Raw genomic sequence first — 19,003 nt, 5'->3', positions numbered from 1 at the left:
GGTCGGTCATGGCGAGGCCTCCCCGGCGGTGACGGCGACGAGGTCCCCCGCGGCGGCGGCGAGCGTGGCGTTGACGGCCGAGCCGCGCGAGTTCTGGGGCAGCCACACCACGCGGTCGGGCATCGCCGTGATCGCGCACGGCAGGGTGATCGCGCCCCGCTCGGTCGACACGGTCAGCGGTGCGCCGTCGGCCACCCCGATCTCCAGCGCGGTGGCCGGCGACACCCGCGCGACCGGTCCGCGGGCGGTCCCGGCCAGGTGCGGTTCCCCGTCCTGCATACGGCCGGCGTCGAGCAGCATCCGCCAGGTGGCCAGGACGGCCTGCCCCGCGGCCGGCGCGGCGGGTGGGGAGGACTGCCTCGTCGTCGTCCCCGTCTGGTCCGACGCGCCCGCGACCGACCCGCTCGCGACCGTCTCGACCGCCGCCCCGTCCACGAGGGCGAGCTCGCGGCGCACGGACTCGACGTCGGCGAGCCCCAGCCCCCTGCCCATCTCCGCGGCGAGGGCGTCCAGGACGCGGTGGTCCGCCATGGAGTCGGCGCGGGTCAGGGCCGCGGCGAACGGGCGCTCGCGGCCCTCCCAGGTGAGGTAGGTGCCGGACTTCTCGGCGGCCGGGGCGATCGGGAGGACCACGTCGGCGCGGTCGGTGATCTCGCTGCGACGCAGCTCGAGGCTCACCACGAACCCCGCCGCCTCGATCGCCTCCAGGGCGGCCCGTGGGTCGGGGAGATCGGCGGCCTCGACCCCGCCCACCAGCAGCGCGCCCAGCTCGCCGGCGGCCGCGGCGGCCAGTTGCCCGGAGGTGGATCGCCCGGGCGCGGCGGGCAGGTAGCCGCAGCGCCACAGCTCGGCCAGCGCGCGGCGGGCACCTGCGTCGGCGACCGGGCGACCGCCGGGCAGCAGTCCGGGCAGGCACCCCGACTCGAGCGCCCCGCGGTCCCCCGCGCGGCCGGGGGCGCCCCCCGGCCCCGCCCCCCCGGCGCCCCCCCGCGGGGGGGGGCCCCCACGCCGGTCGCGCGCCCGTCGCGCCGGCGAGCGCGGCCGCGGCGGGCAACCCGCCGGGGATCGCGCCCAGCCGCTCGCCCACGAGGATCACCGCGCCCGGCTCGCGGAGCAGGGCGCGGAGGGTGTCGCGCACCGCGACGGCGGGGTCGCCTGCGTCGGCGGGGTCTGCCGTGGCGCCCGGGTGTGCCGCGAGCGCGGCCAGGACGTCGGGTTCGGCGCCGGGGACGGTCGGCAGGAGGGTGGCGGAGGTCTTGCGCACGGCGGGCGAGGCGAACGGGGACACGGAGAAGACCCGGAGCCCCCGGTCGCGCGCGGCCCGGCGCAGGCGCAGGAACACGATCGGCGACTCCTCCTCGGGGTCGAAGCCCACGAGCAGCACCACCGGGGCGGTCTCGAGGTGGGCGTACGTGACCGCGTCGGCGTCGCCCGGGCGGCGGCCGGCCACGCGCCCGGCCAGGAACCCGGCCTCCTCGGCCGAGTGGTGCCGGGCGCGGAAGTCCACGTCGTTGCTGCCCAGGACCATGCGGGCGAACTTGGCGTAGGCGTAGGCGTCCTCGCGGGTCAGGCGTCCGCCGGTGAGGACCCCGGTCCGCCCCCCGGCGGCGGCCAGGCCCGACGCGGCGGCGGCGAGCGCGGTGGGCCAGGGGACGGGGACCAGGCCACCGTCGCGGCCCCGGACCATCGGGGTGGTGAGTCGGTCGGGCTCCGTGGCGTACGTGAACGCCCACCGGCCCTTGTCGCAGTTCCACTCCTCGTTGACCGCCGGGTCGTCCCCGGCCAGCCGGCGCAGGACCGTCCCGCGGCGGTGGTCGGTGCGCTGGCCGCAGCCGCTGGCGCAGTGCTCGCACACCGCGGGGCTCGAGACCAGGTCGAACGGCCGGGCGCGGAACCGGTACGCCGTCCCGGTGAGCGCGCCGACGGGGCAGATCTGGACCGTGTTGCCGGAGAAGTACGACTCGAACGGCTGGTCGCCGTACACGCCCACCTGCTGCCGCGAGCCGCGCTCCATGAGGTCGATGAACGGGTCCCCGGCGATCTGGTCGGAGAAGCGGGTGCACCGGGCGCACATCACGCAGCGCTCGCGGTCGAGCAGCACCTGCGGGGAGAGGGCGATCGGCTTGGGGAACGTGCGCTTGACCTCGGTGAACCGCGAGCGGCCGTGCCCGCTGGCGAGCGCCTGGTTCTGCAGCGGGCACTCGCCGCCCTTGTCGCAGACGGGGCAGTCGAGCGGGTGGTTGATGAGCAGCAGCTCCATCACCCCGCGCTGCGCCCTGTCCGCGATCTCGGAGGTGACCTGGGTGCGGACCACCATCCCCTCCGCGACCGGGGTGGTGCAGGAGGTCACCGGCTTGGGGGCGCCCTCCACCTGGACGATGCACTGGCGGCACGCGCCGGCCGGCTCGAGCAGGGGGTGGTCGCAGAAGCGCGGGATCTGGACCCCGAGGCGCTCGGCCGCGCGGATGACGAGCGTGCCGGGCGGGACGGAGACCTCGCGCCCGTCCACGGTGAGGGTGACGGGGTCGACGGCGGTCACCGGGCCACCTCCCCGGTCCGGGCGAAGAGCGTGGACCGGCTGTGGTCGAAGGGGCAGCCGTCGGGGACGTGGGCCAGGTACTCGTCGCGGAAGAGCGCGATGGAGGAGATGACCGGGGTGGCCGCGGCGTCGCCCAGCGCGCAGAACGACTTGCCGAGGATGGCGTCCGAGATGTCGAGCAGCCGGTCCAGGTCGCCCTCCGTGGCGGTGCCGTCCTCGAGGCGTCGCATGATCTGGACCAGCCAGGACGTGCCCTCCCGGCAGGGGGTGCACTTGCCGCACGACTCGTGGGCGTAGAACTCCGACCACCTCAGCACCGCCCGCACCACGCAGGTGGTGTCGTCGAAGATCTGCAGGGCCTTGGTCCCGAGCATGGTGCCCTCGGCCGCGCAGCCCTCGTAGTCCAGCGGCATGTCCAGCTGGGCGTCGGTGAGCAACGGGGTGGACGAGCCGCCGGGTGTCCAGAACTTCAGGGTGTGGCCCTCCCGGATCCCGCCGGCGTAGCCCAGCAGCTCGCGGAGCGTGATCCCGAGCGGCGCCTCGTACTGGCCGGGCCGGGTGACGTGGCCGGACAGCGAGTACAGGGTGAACCCGGGGGACTTCTCCGAACCCAGCGCCCGGAACCAGTCCGGCCCGTTCTGCAGGATCGAGGGCACGCTGGCGAGGGACTCGACGTTGTTCACCACGGTCGGACAGGCATAGAGCCCCGCGACGGCGGGGAACGGCGGGCGCAGGCGCGGCTGCCCCCGGCGGCCCTCGAGGGAATCCAGGAGCGCGGTCTCCTCGCCGCAGATGTACGCGCCCGCCCCGGCGTGGACCACCACGTCCAGGTGGAACCCGCTGCCGAGAATGTCACGCCCCAGGTACCCGGCCGCGTACGCCTCGGCCACCGCGGTCTGGAGCCGGCGCAGGACGGGGACGACCTCGCCGCGCAGGTAGATGAACGCGTGCGAGGCCCGGATGGCGTACGCCGCGATCACGATCCCCTCGATCAGCACGTGCGGCGTGGCGAGCATGAGCGGCATGTCCTTGCAGGTGCCGGGCTCGGACTCGTCGGCGTTGACCACCAGGTAGTGGGGCGTGGCCGTCGCGCCCGGGCCCGCGTCGGCCTCCTGCGGGATGAAGCCCCATTTGCGGCCGGTGGGGAACCCCGCCCCCCCGCGGCCGCGCAGGCCCGAGGCGAGCACGGTGGCGATCACCTGGTCGGGCTCGGCGGCCAGGGCGGCCCGCAGGCCCACGTAGCCGCCGTGCTCCAGGTGGGTCCCGAGGGTCCAGCTCTCCGGGGCGTCCCAATAGCGGCTGAGGTACGGGGCGAGTGGCATGTCAGGCCTCCTCGTCCGGGCGGGGACGCGGACCGCCGGGCGCCGTGGGGACCCGCATCCCCCGCTCGCGCGCGCTGCGGAGCCCGGTCAGGGTGGGCTCCCCGGGGGCGAAGTCGTTGGCCCCGGGCCGGGGGTCCGGGAAGCCCGCGAGGATCCGCGCGGTCTCCCGGAAGGTGCACAGCGTGGCGCCCCGGGTGGGGGTCACCGGGCGACCGGCCCGCAGGTCGTCGACCATCCGCCGGGCCGAGGCCGGGGTCTGGTCGTCGAAGAACTCCCAGTTGACCATCACCACCGGCGCGTAGTCGCAGGCCGCGTTGCACTCGATGCGCTCCAGGGTGATGCGGCCGTCGTCGGTGGTGCCGGGCCCGTCGAGCCCCAGGTGGTCGGCGAGGGCGGCGTAGATCTCGTCGCCGCCCATCACCGCGCACAGCGTGTTGGTGCACACGCCCACCAGGTGGTCGCCGGTCGGCGTGCGGCGGTACATCGAGTAGAAGGTCGCGACCGCCATCACCTCGGCCGCGGTGAGGTCGAGGATCCCGGCGCAGAACGCGATACCGGCCGGGGTGATGCACCCGTCCTCGGCCTGGGTCAGGTGGAGCAGCGGCAGCAACGCCGACCGGGCCTGTGGATACCGCGCGACGATCTCGCCGGCGTCCGCGGTGAGCCTGTCGAGGACGCCGGGCGGGTACTCCCGCCGCGCGCCGGGGCGGACGATCGCGCCCGGCTCGTCCGGCCTCCGGCCGAACTCTAGGAAGACCGGGTCGCCGCTCATCGGTCCACGCCCCCCATCACCGGGTCGATGCTGGCGACCGAGGCGATCACGTCGGCGAGCATCCCGCCCTCGCACATCGCGGCCACGGCCTGCAGGTTGGTGAACGACGGGTCGCGGTAGTGCACCCGGTACGGGCGGGTCCCGCCGTCGGAGACCATGTGCACCCCCAACTCGCCGCGGGGGGACTCCACCGGGACGTAGACCTGGCCCGGGGGGACGGCAAACCCCTCCGTGACCAGCTTGAAGTGGTGGATCAGCGCCTCCATCGAGCCGTCCATGATGTGCCGGACGTGCTCGGCGGAGTTGCCCAGCCCGTCGGGGCCCACCGCGAGCCGGGCGGGCCACGCGATCTTGGGGTCGTCCACCATCACCGGCCCCGGCCGCAGGCGATCCAGGCACTGCTCGACGATCCCCAGCGATTCCTTCATCTCGTCCACGCGGATGGTGAAGCGGTCGTAGCAGTCGCCGCCCGTCCCGGTCACCACGTCGAACTCGTAGGTCTCGTAGCCGCAGTAGGGATCCGTCCGCCGGACGTCGTGGGGCAGCCCCGTCGCGCGCAGGACCGGGCCGGTGACGCCGAGCGCCATGCACCCGGTGAGGTCGAGGTGGCCGACGCCCTCCAGCCGCATCCTCCAGATGGAGTTCTCGCGCAGCAGCAGCTCCATCTCGCGGATCCGCCCGGGCATCACCTCGAGCAGTTCTCGGACCTTCGGCACCGCCTCGTCGGGGAGGTCCTGGACCACCCCGCCGGGCCGGACGTAGGCGTGGTTCATGCGCAGGCCGGTGATGATCTCGAAGACGTCCAGGACCAGCTCGCGCTCGCGGAAGCCGAACAGCATCGGGGTGCTGGCCCCCAGCTCCAACGCGCCGGTCGCGAGCGCGACCATGTGCGAGGAGATCCGGTTGAGCTCCATGAGCATCACCCGGATGACCGACGCCCGCTCGGGGACCTGCTCGGTGATCCCGAGCAGCGCCTCCACCCCGAGGCAGTACGCGACCTCGTTGAAGAACGGCGAGAGGTAGTCCATCCGGGTGACGAACGTGACGCCCTGGGTCCAGTAGCGGTACTCGAGGTTCTTCTCGATCCCCGTGTGCAGGTAGCCGATGCCGCAGCTCGCCCGGGTGACGGTCTCGCCCTCGATCTCCAGGATCAACCGCAGCACCCCGTGCGTGGACGGGTGCTGCGGGCCCATGTTGACCACGATGCGGTCGTCGTCGGAGTTGCGCGCGGCCTCGCTGATCGCCTCCCAGTCCCGTCCGGAGGCGGTGAGGATCGTGTGGTCCCCGGTCGCGCGGTGGCCGCTCACGAGTACGCCCTCCGCTGATCCGGGGGCGCGACGGTGGCGCCCTTGAACTGCACGCCGATCCCTCCGAGCGGGTAGTCCTTGCGCTGCGGATGCCCCTCCCAGTCGTCCGGCATCTGGATCCGGGTGAGTGAGGGATGGCCGTCGAAGTGGATGCCGAAGAAGTCGTAGGTCTCGCGCTCGTGCCAGTCGGTGGTCGGATACACGCGGGTCAGGGAGGGGACGTGCGGGTCCGCGTCGGGGGCGGAGGTCTCCAGCAGCACCCGGCGGTTGTGGGTGATGGAGTGCAGCGGATACACCACGTGCAGCTCGCGGCCGGTGGCGTCGGGGTAGTGGACCCCGCTCGCGCCGAGCGACATCTCGAATCGCAGGTCGGGGTGGTCGCGCAGGGCCAGCGCGACCGCCGGCAGGTGATCGCGGCGCACGTCGAGGGTGAGTCGGCCGCCGTGGACCACCGCCCGCTCGACCGCCTCGTCGAAGGTCGGCCCACCCCGCTCCAGCAGGGCCGCGGTGAGCGCGCGGACCACCTCGTCGTCGTCCCCCTGTGGCGGTGGGGTCCCGCCGGGTGTCTCCGTGGGGCGCACCAGCCCGCCGAAGCCGGAGGTGTCCCCCGATCCGCGCACCCCGAACATCCCGTGCCGGGCCCCCGTGGCGTCGCGGTGGGCGGGCGGCTGCTCGAGATCGGGGCCGGGCTCGCGGGCGGGGTGCGTCGGGCGGCCGGGTCGATCCGTCATCGGAACATCCCCTCGACCGGGATGAGCGGGCGCTGGTCGAGGGCGGCCTGCTCGGCCGCGCGGACCGCCTCGGCACGGTTGGCGCCGAGGGGCATGTGCTGGATCTTGTCGTGGAGGGTGAGGATCGCGTGCAGGAGCATCTCGGGCCGCGGCGGGCACCCCGGCAGGTAGATGTCCACGGGCACGATGTGGTCGACGCCCTGGACGATCGCGTAGTTGTTGAACATCCCGCCCGAGGACGCGCACACACCCATGGCCAGCACCCATTTGGGTTCGGCCATCTGGTCGTACACCTGGCGCAGGACCGGGGCCATCTTCTGGCTGACCCGGCCGGCGACGATCATCAGGTCGGCCTGGCGCGGGGAGGCCCGGAAGACCTCGGTGCCGAACCTCGCGAGGTCGTAGCGGCCGCCGCTGGTGGCCATCATCTCGATCGCGCAGCACGCCAGGCCGAAGGTGGCGGGCCACAGCGATCCCTTGCGCATGTACCCGGCCAACTGCTCGACGGTGGTGAGCAGGAACCCGCTCGGCAGCTTCTCCTCCAGCCCCATGACCGATCGCCTCCCCGCGCTCCGCGTCAGTCCCAGCTCAGCCCGCCCCGACGCCACTCGTAGGCGTAGGCGACGGAGACGTTGACGACGAACAGGGCCATGGCGAGCAACCCGGACAGGCCGAGGTGGTCGAAGTGGACGGCCCACGGATAGAGGAAGAGGATCTCGATGCCGAAGATGATGAACAGCATCGCCGTGAGGTAGTACTTCACCGGGAAGCGGCCGCCCCCGACCGGCTTCGGGGTGGGCTGGATGCCGCACTCGTACGCCTCGAGCTTCGCCCGGTTGAACCTGGACGGACCGGCGTACGAGGACACGAGGGACGAGAACACCGCGAAGGCGACGGCGACGGCCCCGAGGACCAGGATCGGCACATACTCGTTCACTCTCGCGTCACTCCTCGCGCGTCCCTCGAGAAGGCGCCTGTGGGCGCGCCTCTGCTGCAACCGCATGGGAATCAGGTGACCGTGTGAGGTGGGTTCACGGTCCCCCGGATCCCTGACGGGTCGGACGGTGCCCGACCCGCGACTGTGACTCTACTCACATCACGTCGGCCGGCGTCGGCACTTTTCGCTGTCGGCGTTTCGCCTCGTCAGTCGGCCCTGAGGAGTACGGTCACGGCCTCCCGGAGGCGCAGCGGGTCGACGGGGTGGGGGACCGCGGCGTCCGCGCGGGACCAGTCGGCCAGCCACCGGTCGTCGGGCCGGCCGGTGAGGACGAGGATCGGCGGGCAGGGGTCGAGTTCGTCCCGGAGCTGCTTGGCCAGGCCCAGCCCGCCGGTGGGGGCGGCCTCGCCGTCGAGGATCGCGAGGCCGATGCCGCCCGCGTCCATGTGCTCGATGACGACCGTCGCCGTGGCGACCTCGGTGTAGAGCAGGCGGGGGAGGTCGGGATGCGGGCGGGCGCCGAGGGCGGACCTGACGCGGCCGCGGGTGGCGGCGTCGCTGCTGTAGACGAGCACCCGGAGGTCGACGTCGGGGTTCGCGCTCTCGGTCACGGTGGCGATGCTACCGAGCGGGGCCGGCCGTCCCGGCTTGTGCTGGGCAAATGGTCCACGGGGGCAGCGCGACCCGGCGATTTCCGGGCAGGGGGGCAGCGCAAGCCAGGCGGGCAGCGCAAGCCAGGGGGCAGCGCAGGCCGGAAATGGGAGACGCGGCCCGGGCTCGAGAGCACCGGGCCGCGTCCGCGGCGGAGGATAGGGGATTTGAACCCCTGAGGGGCTATAAACCCCAACCCGCGTTCCAGGCGAGCGCCATAGGCCACTAGGCGAATCCTCCGTGGACGAGAGTACCCAGCGCGGCCGACCAGTGGCAAACCACGGGCGGCGTGCGACAACCGGGGCGGCACGGCTAGACTCGGCCCCGGACCCCGCGCGGCGTCCATCCTGTGAACTCCCCCAGGGCCGGAAGGCAGCAAGGGTCAGCGGGCTCTGGCGGGTGCGCGGGGTCCCTTGACGTCTGGGCACCACCACCACCGAAGTTGTCGATCCCTTACCGGAGGCCAACCATGGCGCTGTCCGATCTCTCCGCCGACGACCTCGGCCGACTCGAGTCGGAGCTGGTCTCCGAATACGACTCGTTTGCCGAGCGGGGACTGTCCCTCGACCTGACCCGGGGCAAGCCGTCGCCCGAGCAGCTGGATCTCTCGGAGCGGCTGCTGTCTCTGCCGGGGGAGGGCGATCACCTGGCGGGCAAGACCGATGTCCGCAACTACGGTGGCGGCGCCGGGTTGCCCGAGCTGCGGGCGATCATCGCGGAGTTGCTGGGCGTGGACGCCGGCCGCGTGATCGCGCAGGACAACGCGAGCCTGTCGATCATGTACGACCTGGTGGCCTTCTCGATGCTGTTCGGCACGCCCGACTCGGCCCGGCCGTGGAAGGACGAGCCGACGCTGCGGTGGCTGTGCCCGGTTCCCGGCTACGACCGGCACTTCGGCATCACCGAGGCGCTCGGCATCGAGATGATCCCGGTGCCACTCGGGGCGACCGGCCCCGACATGGACGAGGTCGAGAGGCTGGTCGCGGAGGACCCGTCCATCAAGGGCATGTGGTGCGTCCCGATCTTCTCCAACCCCACGGGCGCCACCTACGACGACCACACGGTGTCCCGCCTGGCGAGGATGGCCACGGCCGCCCCGGATTTCCGGATCGTCTGGGACAACGCCTACGTGGTGCACACGCTCACCGGGGACTTCCCCAAGGTGCCCGCCGTCGACGAACTCGCCGCCGAGGCGGGTCACCCGAACCGCTTCCTCCAGGTGTGTTCGACCTCCAAGATCACCTTCGCCGGCGCGGGCGTGTCCTTCCTGGCCGCGTCCCAGGCCAACCTCGACTGGTACCTCGCGCACGCGGGCGTCCGGTCGATCGGTCCCAACAAGGTCAACCAGCTGGCGCACCTGCGGTTCTTCGGGGACGCCGACGGGCTCCGCGCCCACATGCAGGAGCATCGCCGGAGCATCGCCCCGAAGTTCGAGGCGGCCGACGCCGCACTGACCCGACGGCTCGGCGAGCACGCCGTCGCGAGCTGGACCCACCCGGAGGGCGGCTACTTCATCGACCTCGAGGTGGTCGACGGCACCGCCACGGAGACCGTCCGCCTGGCCAAGGAGCTCGGGGTGGCGCTGACGCCGGCGGGCTCGGCGTATCCGTACGGCCGGGATCCCGACGATCGGCACATCCGGCTGGCCCCCACGCTGCCGCCGCTGGCCGAGGTTCGGACGGCGATGGACGTGGTGGGATTGTGCGCGCTGCTCGCGGCGTGCCGCGCATCGCGCACGTGATGTAACACCGGATCGGTTCCCGTTAATCGACGACTGTCATCGGCCGCTTCGCTCCGCTGCCCGGGCCGTGGCGTTCTCCCACGTGGAAACGCGCACGCGCAGGTCGCGACAGTGATCTAGAACACGTTCTCATTATGTGAACCCGCACGTCTGCACGATGGGCGGCCGCTTGACGTGGGGGTTCGCACCGCCGGGCCGCTACTGAGCAATAGTCAATAATAATAGACTCTTGAAACAGGCCAGGGGTTCTGGTTGTATCTGAGGGGTCCGAACCAGCAGAGGTCGGGCACCGGAGTGCGGCTGAGGGGCCGCGAGGGGCCGGTGTTCGATCTGGGTTCGGAATCGCCGCGTAGCGAGGGTCTGAGGGGGCCCGTAGCAGCGCGAAGGACGTCGGGAGGGGCTGCGGAGACGCGGCCCCTCCGGTCATTTCGGCCCACGGGGAACGGGCGGGTCCGGAACGCGCGCGCTCGCCCTCGTCGTCGTCGTACCCCCTGGGTACCCTCTACTCGTGGCTCTCTATCGGAAGTACCGTCCCGCCTCGTTCGCCGAGGTCGTGGGCCAGGAACACGTCACCGAACCCCTGTCGGTGGCACTGTCCTCCGGTCGTATCAACCACGCCTACCTCTTCTCCGGGCCGCGCGGCTGCGGCAAGACCTCGTCCGCCCGCATCCTCGCCCGCTCGCTCAACTGCGTCCAGGGGCCCACCGCCACGCCGTGCGGGGAGTGTGACTCGTGCGTGGCGCTCGCGCCCGGCGGGACGGGCACCCTCGACGTGACGGAGCTCGACGCGGCCAGCCACGGCGGCGTCGACGACACGCGTGACCTGCGTGAACGGGCGTTCTTCGCGCCGGCGTCGTCGCGATACCGGGTGCTCATCATCGACGAGGCCCACATGGTGACCAACGCGGGCTTCAACGCGCTGCTCAAGATCGTGGAGGAGCCGCCGGAGCACCTCATCTTCATCTTCGCCACCACCGAGCCGGACAAGGTCCTGCCGACCATCCGCTCGCGCACCCACCATTACCCGTTCCGGCTGCTCACGCCGTCCTCCATGCGGGGGCTGATCGAGCGGATCAGCGCGCAGGAGGGCGTCACGGTCGATCCGACGGTGTTCCCGCTGGTCATCCGGGCCGGTGGCGGGTCGCCGCGCGACACGCTCAGCGTCCTGGACCAGCTCATGGCCGGCGCCGGAGAGGACGGGATCACCTACCCGCGCGCGGTCAGCCTGCTGGGGGCGACCGAGGTCGCGCTCATCGACGACACCGTGGACGCGCTCGCGGCCTCCGACGGCGCCACGCTGTTCCGGACCGTGGACAAGGTGGTGGAGGCCGGGCACGACCCGCGGCGCTTCGCGGCGGACCTGCTGCAGCGGCTGCGCGACCTCATCATGGTGCAGTCCGTCCCGCAGGCCATCGAGCGCGGGCTCGTCGACGCCCCGGTGGAGCAGGCCGAGACCATGCGGCGGCAGGCCGAGAACATCGGGCCCGCGACCCTCGCTCGCTGCGCGGACATGGTGCACGAGGGCATGGGGTCGATGCGCGGGGCCACCTCGCCGCGGCTGTTGCTGGAGATCCTCTGCGCCAAGTTGCTCCTGCCGTCGGCCGACGACTCCGTGGCCGCGCTCCTCCAGCGCATCGAGTCGCTGGAGTCGGGGACCGCGCGACCCGCCGCCGCGACGGTGGGGCCGAGCGGTGGTGTCGCCGGGCCGGGGGGAGACTCGACGTACGACGACGACGAGGTCCGCCCCGGCCCGGCCGGCGGTCCCGCGCCGCAGCCGGCGGGTCAGGCCGAGGCGCGCGCGAAGTTCGTGCGCCGGTCCCAGCGGCAGGAGACCGAGGCCGCAGGGCAGCCGACCGGGCAGAAGGCCGACCCGGCGCGACCCGTGCCGGCCGCCGCCGCCGAGCCGGCCGTGCCCGGCGAGTCCGTGGCGCAGCAGCTGGCGGCGGGCCAGTCGGCGCCGGTCTCTGCCGTGCCCGGTCCTGCCGCGTCGGAAGCTCCCGCTGGGCCGCCCGAGCCGGTGGCCCCCGCTGTGCCGCTCGAGCCCTCCGCGGCGCAGACGGCGACGCCGCCGCAGCCCGAACCCTCCGCCCCGAGTGCACCAGAGGCCGTGGCGACCGAGGCGGTTGCGACGGAGACCGGGCCTTCGCCTTCGCCCGCGGCCGACGAGGATCCGTGGCGCGCGCCGGCCCCCGCACCCGACGAGGCCCCGGCGCAGCCCGCGCAGGCCGCGGAGCCGACGGACGCCGTCCCTGCGGAGCCGACGGACGCCGCGCAGCCCGCGGAGCCGGCCCCGGCCGCCGGCATCGAGGCCGAGGACATCCGTCGCGCGTGGCCCGCCATCCGAGACGCCGTGCGCAAGCGGACCCGCACCGTCGAGGTGATGCTCGCCGGAGCGACGGTCGCCGGGGTGGACGGTCGGGTCATCCACCTGGTGCACGACTACGCGCCGCTGGCCAAGCGACTCCTCCAGCCCCACAACGCCACGGCGATCACCGACTCGGTGACGGAGGTGGTGGGCGGGGACTGGACCATCCGCTGCACCTCGGGCGGGGTGCCGACGGGCGGGGCGGACGCCCCCTCGCCGGCCGCGGCTCCCGCTCGTGGGCCGGCCCAGGACGTGGGGGACGCCCCCGCCGCGCCCCAGCAGTCCGAGCCGCAGGGCTGGCAGCGGCGTGTGCGCGGAGGCGACGCCGGTCAGTCGCGGGGCGACGGGCGCTCCGGCGCGGGCGGGGACCCCGGTGGCGGCTACGACGACATGCCTCCGCCGCCCGAGGAGCCCGAGCCGGAACCCGGAGAACGGGACGGCCCGCCGGCCCGCCCGGTGAGCGAGGAGGACATGGTCGACGAGGCGCGCAGCGGCCCGCAGAACCTCGACCACCGTACCGGTGAGGACATCGCCCTGGCTCTGCTCAAGGAGCACCTCGGGGCCCGCCCGCTCGAGCGCTGACCCGGCCTGCCCACAGCGCGGCGGGGCACGGTGTCGGACGGTGCGGTTACCCTGGGTGTCGACCGACCGGGGTCGTCCCCGGCCACCACGGCACCCCGCCGAAAGGATCCCCCATGCAGCCCGGACCGGACATGAACGCCCTTCTCCAGCAGGCCCAGCAGATGCAGCAGCAGCTCGCCCAGGCCCAGCAGGAGATCGCCGCCAGCACCGTCGACGGGCAGGCCGGGGGAGGGCTCGTCACCATCTCCATGCGCGGCACCGGTGAGGTCACCGGCGTCACGATCGACCCGAAGGTCGTCGACCCGGAGGACACCGAGACCCTGCAGGATCTTCTCGTGGGAGCGTTCGGTGACGCCCACACCAAGGTGCAGGAGCTCGCGGAGTCGCGGCTCGGCCCGCTGGCCTCCGCCGGCGGGCTCGGCGACATGATGGGCGGCCTGGGCATGTGAGCCGGCGGGACCCGGAGCGATCCGGGATCCCGCCCGCGGGACCCGGCGACGTCCGGGTCCCGGCCCCCGGTGGCGCATCCGTCGCCGGGCACGAAGGAGCACGGGGACGGCGATGTACGAGGGACCGGTTCAGAACCTGATCGACGAGTTCGGCAAGCTGCCGGGCATCGGTCCCAAGTCCGCCCAACGGCTGGCGTTCCACCTGCTCCAGGCCGAGCCGGACTCGGTGGAGCGGCTGCGGTCGGCCCTCCGGGCGGTTGTCGACGGGGTCACCTACTGCGAGGTCTGCGGCACGGTGGCGGCGGGCGAACGCTGCCGCATCTGCTCCGACCCGCGGCGCGACCCGACCCTCATCTGCGTGGTCGAGGAGCCCAAGGACATCGAGGCCATCGAGCGCACCCGTGAGTTCCGCGGGCTCTACCACGTGCTCGGCGGAGCGCTCGACCCCATCAACGGCATCGGGCCCAACGAGTTGCGGATCGCCGGCCTGATGCGGCGGGTCGCGGAGGAGTCCCCGGGCGAGGAGATCGCCGAGATCATCATCGCGACGGACCCCAACACCACCGGCGAGGCCACCAGCACCTACCTCGCCCGGTTGCTGCGGCCGTTCCCCGATCTGGTGGTGAGCCGTCTGGCCTCGGGACTGCCCATGGGCGCGGACCTGGAGTTCGCCGATGAGCTCACACTGGGCAGTGCACTGTCGGGTCGCCGCATCCTCTCAGGTGGACCTGCGCAGGCCCCGCGCTCGGGCGGCGTGCTCCGGCCCGCGCAGATCGACTCGCATGTCCCGGAGCCGGCCCCCGAACCCCCGCACGCCGAACCATCCCCCGAGATCGGCTACCCGGAGTCCGACGCCTCAGAGGCCGAACAGTTCCGCGGCGTTGCCGTGCCACACCGCCCGTAGCCAGTCGTCGCCCATCCCGAGGCGGGCCAGAGACTCGAGTTGGTGCGCGTACGGGTACGGGATGTTGGGGAAATCGGTCCCCAGCAGGATCTTGTGCCCCAGATCGGCGAGCCGCCCGCGCTCCGAGCCCGGGAACGGCCACGACTTCTCGACGAAGTCCGTGAACGCCATGGTGGTGTCGAGGTAGACGTTCTCGTACCGCTCGGCCAGGTCCAGGAAATCGCTGTACTCGCCCATGCCCATGTGGGCGATGATCAACGGCAGGTCCGGGAACCGGTTCAACACCGCCGCGACCGGTTCCGGCCCGGTGAACGCCCCCGCGACCGGCCCGCCGCCGCAGTGGATGACCGTCGGCACGTGCGCCTCGGACAGCTGACCCCACACCCGGTCGAGCATCGGATCGCCCGGGTCGTACTCGCCCACCTGGATGTGGGACTTGAACACGCGGGCCCCGGCCTCGACGGCGTCGCGGACGTACTCGCCGGCGGTCGGCTCCGGGTAGAACGTCGCCGTGTGCAGGCAGTCGGGATGCCGGGACGCGAAATCCGCCGACCACGCGTTGAGCCACGCGCCCATCTCCGCCTTGTGCGGGTACAGCATCGACGAGAACGCCAGCACGCCGTACGAGCGCAGGCGCGCGACGCGCTCGTCCTCGGCCTCTCGGTAGGTGATCGGCCACTGGCGCCCGATCTTGGGGCCGGCGGCGTCGAAGTAGTCCCACACCTTCGCCATCACCCGGTCCGGCATGAAGTGCGTGTGCACGTCGATGATCCCCGGAAGACCCAGGGGCTCCCACAGGGCGCGCACCTGCGCCGCCTCGACGGCGGGATCGGGCGGGGTCACGGAGCCGGGGAGGGGAGCGGAGCCGTGGTGATTGCACATGCGTCCGAGGGTAGGTCAGTGGTGTCGACCGTCCGCCGGTTCGGGTTCCGGCCGTCCCGGCCACCCCCACCCGCCCCGGCTGATTCGCCTGCCCGGCCACACCCCACGAAATCCACCTATCCGATTCCGATCCACCTGCCGACCTCCATAGGTGGATCGCAATCCGATAGGTGGATCGGTGGCAGAGCACCGGGGCCGGGGCAGGGGCCGGGGGCCGGGGCAGGGGCCGGGGGCCGGGGCCGGGGGCGGGGCCGGGGGCGGGTGGCGGGGGCGGGTGGTGGATCAGCGGCGGGCGGCGGCGATCCGCTCGCGGCGCAACTGCTCCACCGCGGGCACCTCGACCGGTGGGAGGGAGTCCACGCCCAGCGCGCGGCACAGCAGCAGGTCGGCCAACTCGGGGTTCCGCGCCAGCGCCGGCCCGTGCATGTACGTGGCGATGATGGAGCCCTGCACCACGCCCTCGACCAGCCCGCCGGCCGGGACCGCCTCGCCGGCGGGGACCCCGTTGCCGACTCCCGAGGTCACGCGGCCGAGCGGGGCGGCGTCGGGGCCCAGCACCGTGGCGCCCATGTGGTTCTCGAACCCCGTCAGCGGCCGGGTGAGCCCCGCGAGCTGCGGGGTCGTCACGAGCTCGCCGATGGAGCGCGTGGCCTGCGGCGTCGTAGTGACGTCGAGGAGCCCCAGGCCCGGCGCGCGGGAGCCGTCCGAGACCACGAACCACTCACCGAACACCTGCATGCCGGCGCAGATCGCCAGCACCGGCACCCCGCGGGAGACCGCCCGCTGCAGGCCGGGTGAGCCGGACAGGTGCCGGGACGCCAGCTTCTGCGCGGCGTCCTCGCCGCCGCCCACGGCGTAGAGATCGCACGAGTCGGGGACGGCGTCCTCGAGGGTGATGCGGACGATCTCCGCGTCGTGACCCCGCCACTTCAGGCGCTGACGCAGGACCAGCGAATTGCCGTCGTCGCCGTAGGTGCCCATGACATCCGGCAGCACAAGTCCGATGCGGACGGTGGACTCGCTGGGCCGCGGCGAGTCGGGGGAGACGGTGTCGAGGGGGGAGGCCGAGGCCCCGTCGCGCTGCTCGCTCATCGGTGCTGCTCCTTCGCATCGGTCGAGGGACTGGAGCTCGCGGGGCTGGGGCTCGCGGGACGGGAGGCCCCGGTCCCGGCCCCGGCACCGGCACGGGCCCCGGCCCCCGCCCCGGAGGCGGCGATCGCACGCCCGAGGTCGCGGAACGCGGTGTAGTTGGCCAACACCTCCACCCGCCCGGCCGGGCACCTGCGGATCGCGGTGAGCGGGTCCGCCTCCAGCCGGTGCTCCACCCCCGCGTAGGTCAGGCGCACCGACAGGTCGGCCGCCCGCTCACCCGAGGCGTACACGGTGACGCCCTCGAAGCTCTCGAAGCGCACGTCCCACAGCCAGGACAGGTCCACGCCGTCGGCGACCTGCCCGTTGACCGCGATCACCAGCCCGTCGGCGGAGGAGTCGATCATCCCGAGCGCCTCCTGCCAGCCGGCCGGGTTCTTGGCCAGCAGCAGGTGGGCGGACCGGCCGTCGACGTCGACGGTGGAGTAGCGGCCGGCCACGTCGTCGACCGTCTCCACCGCCCTCACCGCCGCGGCCGGGTCGGCGCCCATCGCCACGGCTGCGGCGACGGCCTGGGCGGCGTTGCCCCGGTTGGCCCGCCCCGGGATCGCCAGGTGCAGGGGCGCGGAGAACCCGTCGGGGCCGTGGATCGCCTCGTCGCTGACCCACCAGTCCGGCGCGGGCCGGGCGAACTCGCGGCCGTCCGGCAGCGTGCCCTGCGCCCGCCAGTGCACGGCCCCGGTCTCGTCCACCGTCCGGGTGATCGGCTCACCGGTGCGCGGGCAGCTCACCGAGTCGCCCGCCCACGCGCTGCCGGCCGCCACCCACACCACCGAGGGATTGTCGTAGGCGACGGAGGTGATCATCACGTCGTCGCAGTTGGCGACCACCGTGGCCTGCGGCTGCGCGGCCACCCCGGCCCGCAGGCGCCGCTCGATGGCGTTGATCTCACCCACCCGGTCCAGCTGGTCGCGGCTGAGGTTGAGCAGGACGATCGCCTCCGGTGCGGTGTTCTCCGCGACGGCCGGGGTGTGCAGCTCGTCCACCTCGATCGCCGCGAGCGGGGCCGTCCGGTCGGCGCCCAGCGCGGACACGATCCCGGCGTCCATGTTGTCGCCATTGGCGTTCGAGGCCACCGGGGCCACGGTGGACAGGGCGGCGGCGAGCATCCTCGTCGTCGTCGACTTCCCGTTGGTCCCCGTCACCAGGACCGTCCGCCGGCCCGCCGCGAGTTGGCGCATCAGCCCCGGATCCAGCTTGAGCGCGACCAGCCCGCCGATCATCCCGCCCGATCCGCGACCCGATACCCGGGAGGCCCAGGTGGCCAGACGGGACACGGCCACGGCCGCGCGGCCGCGGGGGGTGAGGGCAGTGGGGCCGGGGGTCGCGCGGGAACTCATGCGACGAGTCTAGGCAGCCGGTGCGCCCTAGAACGGCACCGCACCGCCGAGGGCCCGGGCCACGTCCCTGCCCATCCCCGCGATCACCTGGTCCGGGGTGTCGTAGGGCCCGGCCGCGGTGGCGACCACGGCGACCGCGTACCGGCCGGTGGTGGTGTTGATCACGGCGACGTCGTGGGATTCGGTGTCGGTCTCGCCGGTCTTGTTGGCGGTGGAGCCCGCGGGGAGCAGCGCCGGCAGCTTCCACGTGCGGTCCTGATCGGCCATCGCGCCCAGCACGATCCGGGCGACCGCGGGTGAGGTCAGCGCCCGGCCCCGGGGCGCGCGGCCGTCGGCGGCGCGGACCAGTTCGGCGAGGTAGCCCACGCTGCCGCGCGCGGTCACCGTGCTCATGTCGCCGGTCCACTCCCAGCGGAACGCGCCGCCGGTGTGGAACTCCTCCGCGAGCCCCACCCGGTCGGTGACGGCGTTGACGGCCTCGAGCGGGTCGTCGGTGTCGGGCGCCCCGGGACCCTCGACGGCGAGGTCGTAGAGCAGGTTGGCGGCCTCGTTGTCCGAGAGCGAGAGGGCCCGGGTCACGAGCTCGCCGAGGGGGCCGTAGGGGGTGTCGGCGTCGGGGTCCCCGCCCCACGACTCGAGCGCGGCCACGGCCAGGGTCAGTTTGATCACGGAGGCGGCGTAGAGGGGTTCGTCGCCGCCGGCGCACACGGCCCGCTCGTCGGGGGCGTCGATCGCCAGGACGCACGCCGAGAGTTCGTGGCCGGACCGGCGGGCGTCGTCCACGGCGGCGTCCAGCACCGGGCGGAGCTGGGCCCACCCCGGCGGCACCGGGCTGACGCGGCGGGCGGTGTCCTCGACCCGGCCGTCGGGCGTGCCGGAGGTGGCGCCGGCCCGGGCCGCGTGGGCGCCGGGGCCGGCGAGAGCAGAGCCCGGGCGGGCGAGTTGCGCCCCGGGGGCGGTTACGGCCAGCCCCAGCACGGCGGCCACGCACACCGCGAGATAGCCGCCGGCCGCCAGCCGGAGGGTCCTCCGGGTGCGGCGGCGGGCCCGGGCCGGGGCGTCTCGCAGCCGCGCGGCGGGGGTGTCCGACCGATACCGCGGCACGACGCCCCCCAGGTTGTGGCCGGCGCCGGGGCGACCGGGGTGATGAGCTGACGCCGTCGAGGGTAGCCCGCCGGCGGCAGAGTGGCAGCGCAGCCCCGACGGATGCGCTGCGCCTCCGGCCTGCGCTGGGCGTGTGCCGCGAAAAGCCCCCTTGCGCTGGCGGTAAGGGCCTTTCCGCCAGCGTAAGCCGGAGTGGCAGCGCATCCGGGCCGGAGTGGCAGCGCATCC

At 73.6% G+C, this 19,003-nt stretch carries 14 protein-coding genes, 1 tRNA gene, 1 other RNA gene and 2 pseudogenes; 5 read left to right on the top strand and 13 right to left on the bottom strand.

All coding sequences use genetic code 11. The features are described 5' to 3' along the window. Window positions 1-6 precede the first annotated feature (6 nt). From Q0444_RS04240 to Q0444_RS04200, 9 genes and pseudogenes are all read right to left on the bottom strand, one after another. Window positions 7-2,539: pseudogene (locus Q0444_RS04240) on the bottom strand (NADH-quinone oxidoreductase subunit G). Further along, window positions 2,536-3,861, bottom strand: coding sequence for an NADH-quinone oxidoreductase subunit NuoF (nuoF, locus tag Q0444_RS04235; RefSeq protein WP_291079321.1), 1,326 nt, complete (start codon window positions 3,859-3,861; stop codon window positions 2,536-2,538). Before nuoF ends, Q0444_RS04240 begins: the two are co-directional and overlap by 4 nt. Before the next feature lies 1 nt (window position 3,862). Further along, window positions 3,863-4,633, bottom strand: coding sequence for an NADH-quinone oxidoreductase subunit NuoE (nuoE, locus tag Q0444_RS04230; protein WP_291079320.1), 771 nt, complete (start codon window positions 4,631-4,633; stop codon window positions 3,863-3,865). Further along, complete coding sequence (gene nuoD, locus Q0444_RS04225; RefSeq protein ID WP_291079319.1) at window positions 4,630-5,940, bottom strand: NADH dehydrogenase (quinone) subunit D; 1,311 nt, start codon at window positions 5,938-5,940, stop codon at window positions 4,630-4,632. Before nuoD ends, nuoE begins: the two co-directional genes overlap by 4 nt. Then, window positions 5,937-6,569, bottom strand: a complete 633-nt coding sequence (locus Q0444_RS04220) for an NADH-quinone oxidoreductase subunit C (protein ID WP_291079350.1) — start codon at window positions 6,567-6,569, stop codon at window positions 5,937-5,939. The genes nuoD and Q0444_RS04220 overlap by 4 nt, the downstream gene beginning before the upstream one ends. Before the next feature lie 98 nt (window positions 6,570-6,667). Beyond that, window positions 6,668-7,222 carry an NADH-quinone oxidoreductase subunit B family protein gene (locus Q0444_RS04215; protein ID WP_291079318.1) on the bottom strand — a complete coding sequence of 185 codons (555 nt, stop codon included), beginning with the start codon at window positions 7,220-7,222 and terminating at the stop codon, window positions 6,668-6,670. Between the two features lie 26 nt (window positions 7,223-7,248). Then, a complete protein-coding gene (locus tag Q0444_RS04210; RefSeq protein WP_291079317.1) occupies window positions 7,249-7,608 on the bottom strand; it encodes an NADH-quinone oxidoreductase subunit A in 360 nt (119 codons plus the stop codon). 206 nt (window positions 7,609-7,814) lie between these two features. Continuing rightward, a complete protein-coding gene (locus Q0444_RS04205) occupies window positions 7,815-8,219 on the bottom strand; it encodes a hypothetical protein (protein ID WP_299021635.1) in 405 nt (134 codons plus the stop codon). Window positions 8,220-8,411: 192 nt separating this feature from the next. Next, window positions 8,412-8,499: transfer RNA gene (locus Q0444_RS04200), tRNA-Ser, on the bottom strand. 83 nt (window positions 8,500-8,582) lie between these two features. On the opposite strand from Q0444_RS04200, the gene ffs reads away from it, so the two are divergent. From ffs to recR, 5 genes and pseudogenes are all read left to right on the top strand, one after another. Then, an RNA gene (gene ffs, locus Q0444_RS04195) (signal recognition particle sRNA small type) lies at window positions 8,583-8,677 on the top strand. A 51-nt stretch (window positions 8,678-8,728) separates the two neighbouring features. Further along, window positions 8,729-10,000 (top strand): aminotransferase class I/II-fold pyridoxal phosphate-dependent enzyme, encoded by a 1,272-nt coding sequence (locus Q0444_RS04190; protein WP_291081077.1) that lies wholly within the window; start codon window positions 8,729-8,731, stop codon window positions 9,998-10,000. A 508-nt stretch (window positions 10,001-10,508) separates the two neighbouring features. After that, the gene (locus tag Q0444_RS04185) at window positions 10,509-12,947 is read left to right on the top strand and encodes a DNA polymerase III subunit gamma and tau (RefSeq protein WP_299021632.1); all 2,439 of its coding nucleotides are present in this window, start codon (window positions 10,509-10,511) and stop codon (window positions 12,945-12,947) included. A 113-nt stretch (window positions 12,948-13,060) separates the two neighbouring features. Continuing rightward, window positions 13,061-13,396, top strand: a complete 336-nt coding sequence (locus Q0444_RS04180) for a YbaB/EbfC family nucleoid-associated protein (protein ID WP_291080507.1) — start codon at window positions 13,061-13,063, stop codon at window positions 13,394-13,396. A 112-nt stretch (window positions 13,397-13,508) separates the two neighbouring features. Then, window positions 13,509-14,114 (top strand): annotated as a pseudogene (recR, locus tag Q0444_RS04175) (recombination mediator RecR); the annotation flags it as partial. A 138-nt stretch (window positions 14,115-14,252) separates the two neighbouring features. Here the strand turns inward: recR and Q0444_RS04170 are convergent. The 4 genes from Q0444_RS04170 to Q0444_RS04155 form a co-directional block, all read right to left on the bottom strand. Beyond that, window positions 14,253-15,182 (bottom strand): amidohydrolase family protein, encoded by a 930-nt coding sequence (locus tag Q0444_RS04170; protein WP_291080510.1) that lies wholly within the window; start codon window positions 15,180-15,182, stop codon window positions 14,253-14,255. A 282-nt stretch (window positions 15,183-15,464) separates the two neighbouring features. Beyond that, entirely contained in the window at window positions 15,465-16,274 is an 810-nt protein-coding gene (locus tag Q0444_RS04165) for a type 1 glutamine amidotransferase (protein ID WP_299021630.1), read from the bottom strand. Further along, entirely contained in the window at window positions 16,271-17,671 is a 1,401-nt protein-coding gene (locus tag Q0444_RS04160; protein ID WP_299021628.1) for a MurT ligase domain-containing protein, read from the bottom strand. The genes Q0444_RS04165 and Q0444_RS04160 overlap by 4 nt, the downstream gene beginning before the upstream one ends. A gap of 27 nt (window positions 17,672-17,698) precedes the next feature. Beyond that, entirely contained in the window at window positions 17,699-18,775 is a 1,077-nt protein-coding gene (locus tag Q0444_RS04155; RefSeq protein WP_299021626.1) for a serine hydrolase, read from the bottom strand. Window positions 18,776-19,003 lie beyond the last annotated feature (228 nt).

This window comes from uncultured Dietzia sp., assembly GCF_937873725.1.
Taxonomy (GTDB): domain Bacteria; phylum Actinomycetota; class Actinomycetes; order Mycobacteriales; family Mycobacteriaceae; genus Dietzia.
This window is presented reverse-complemented; position numbering and strand designations above follow the sequence as displayed.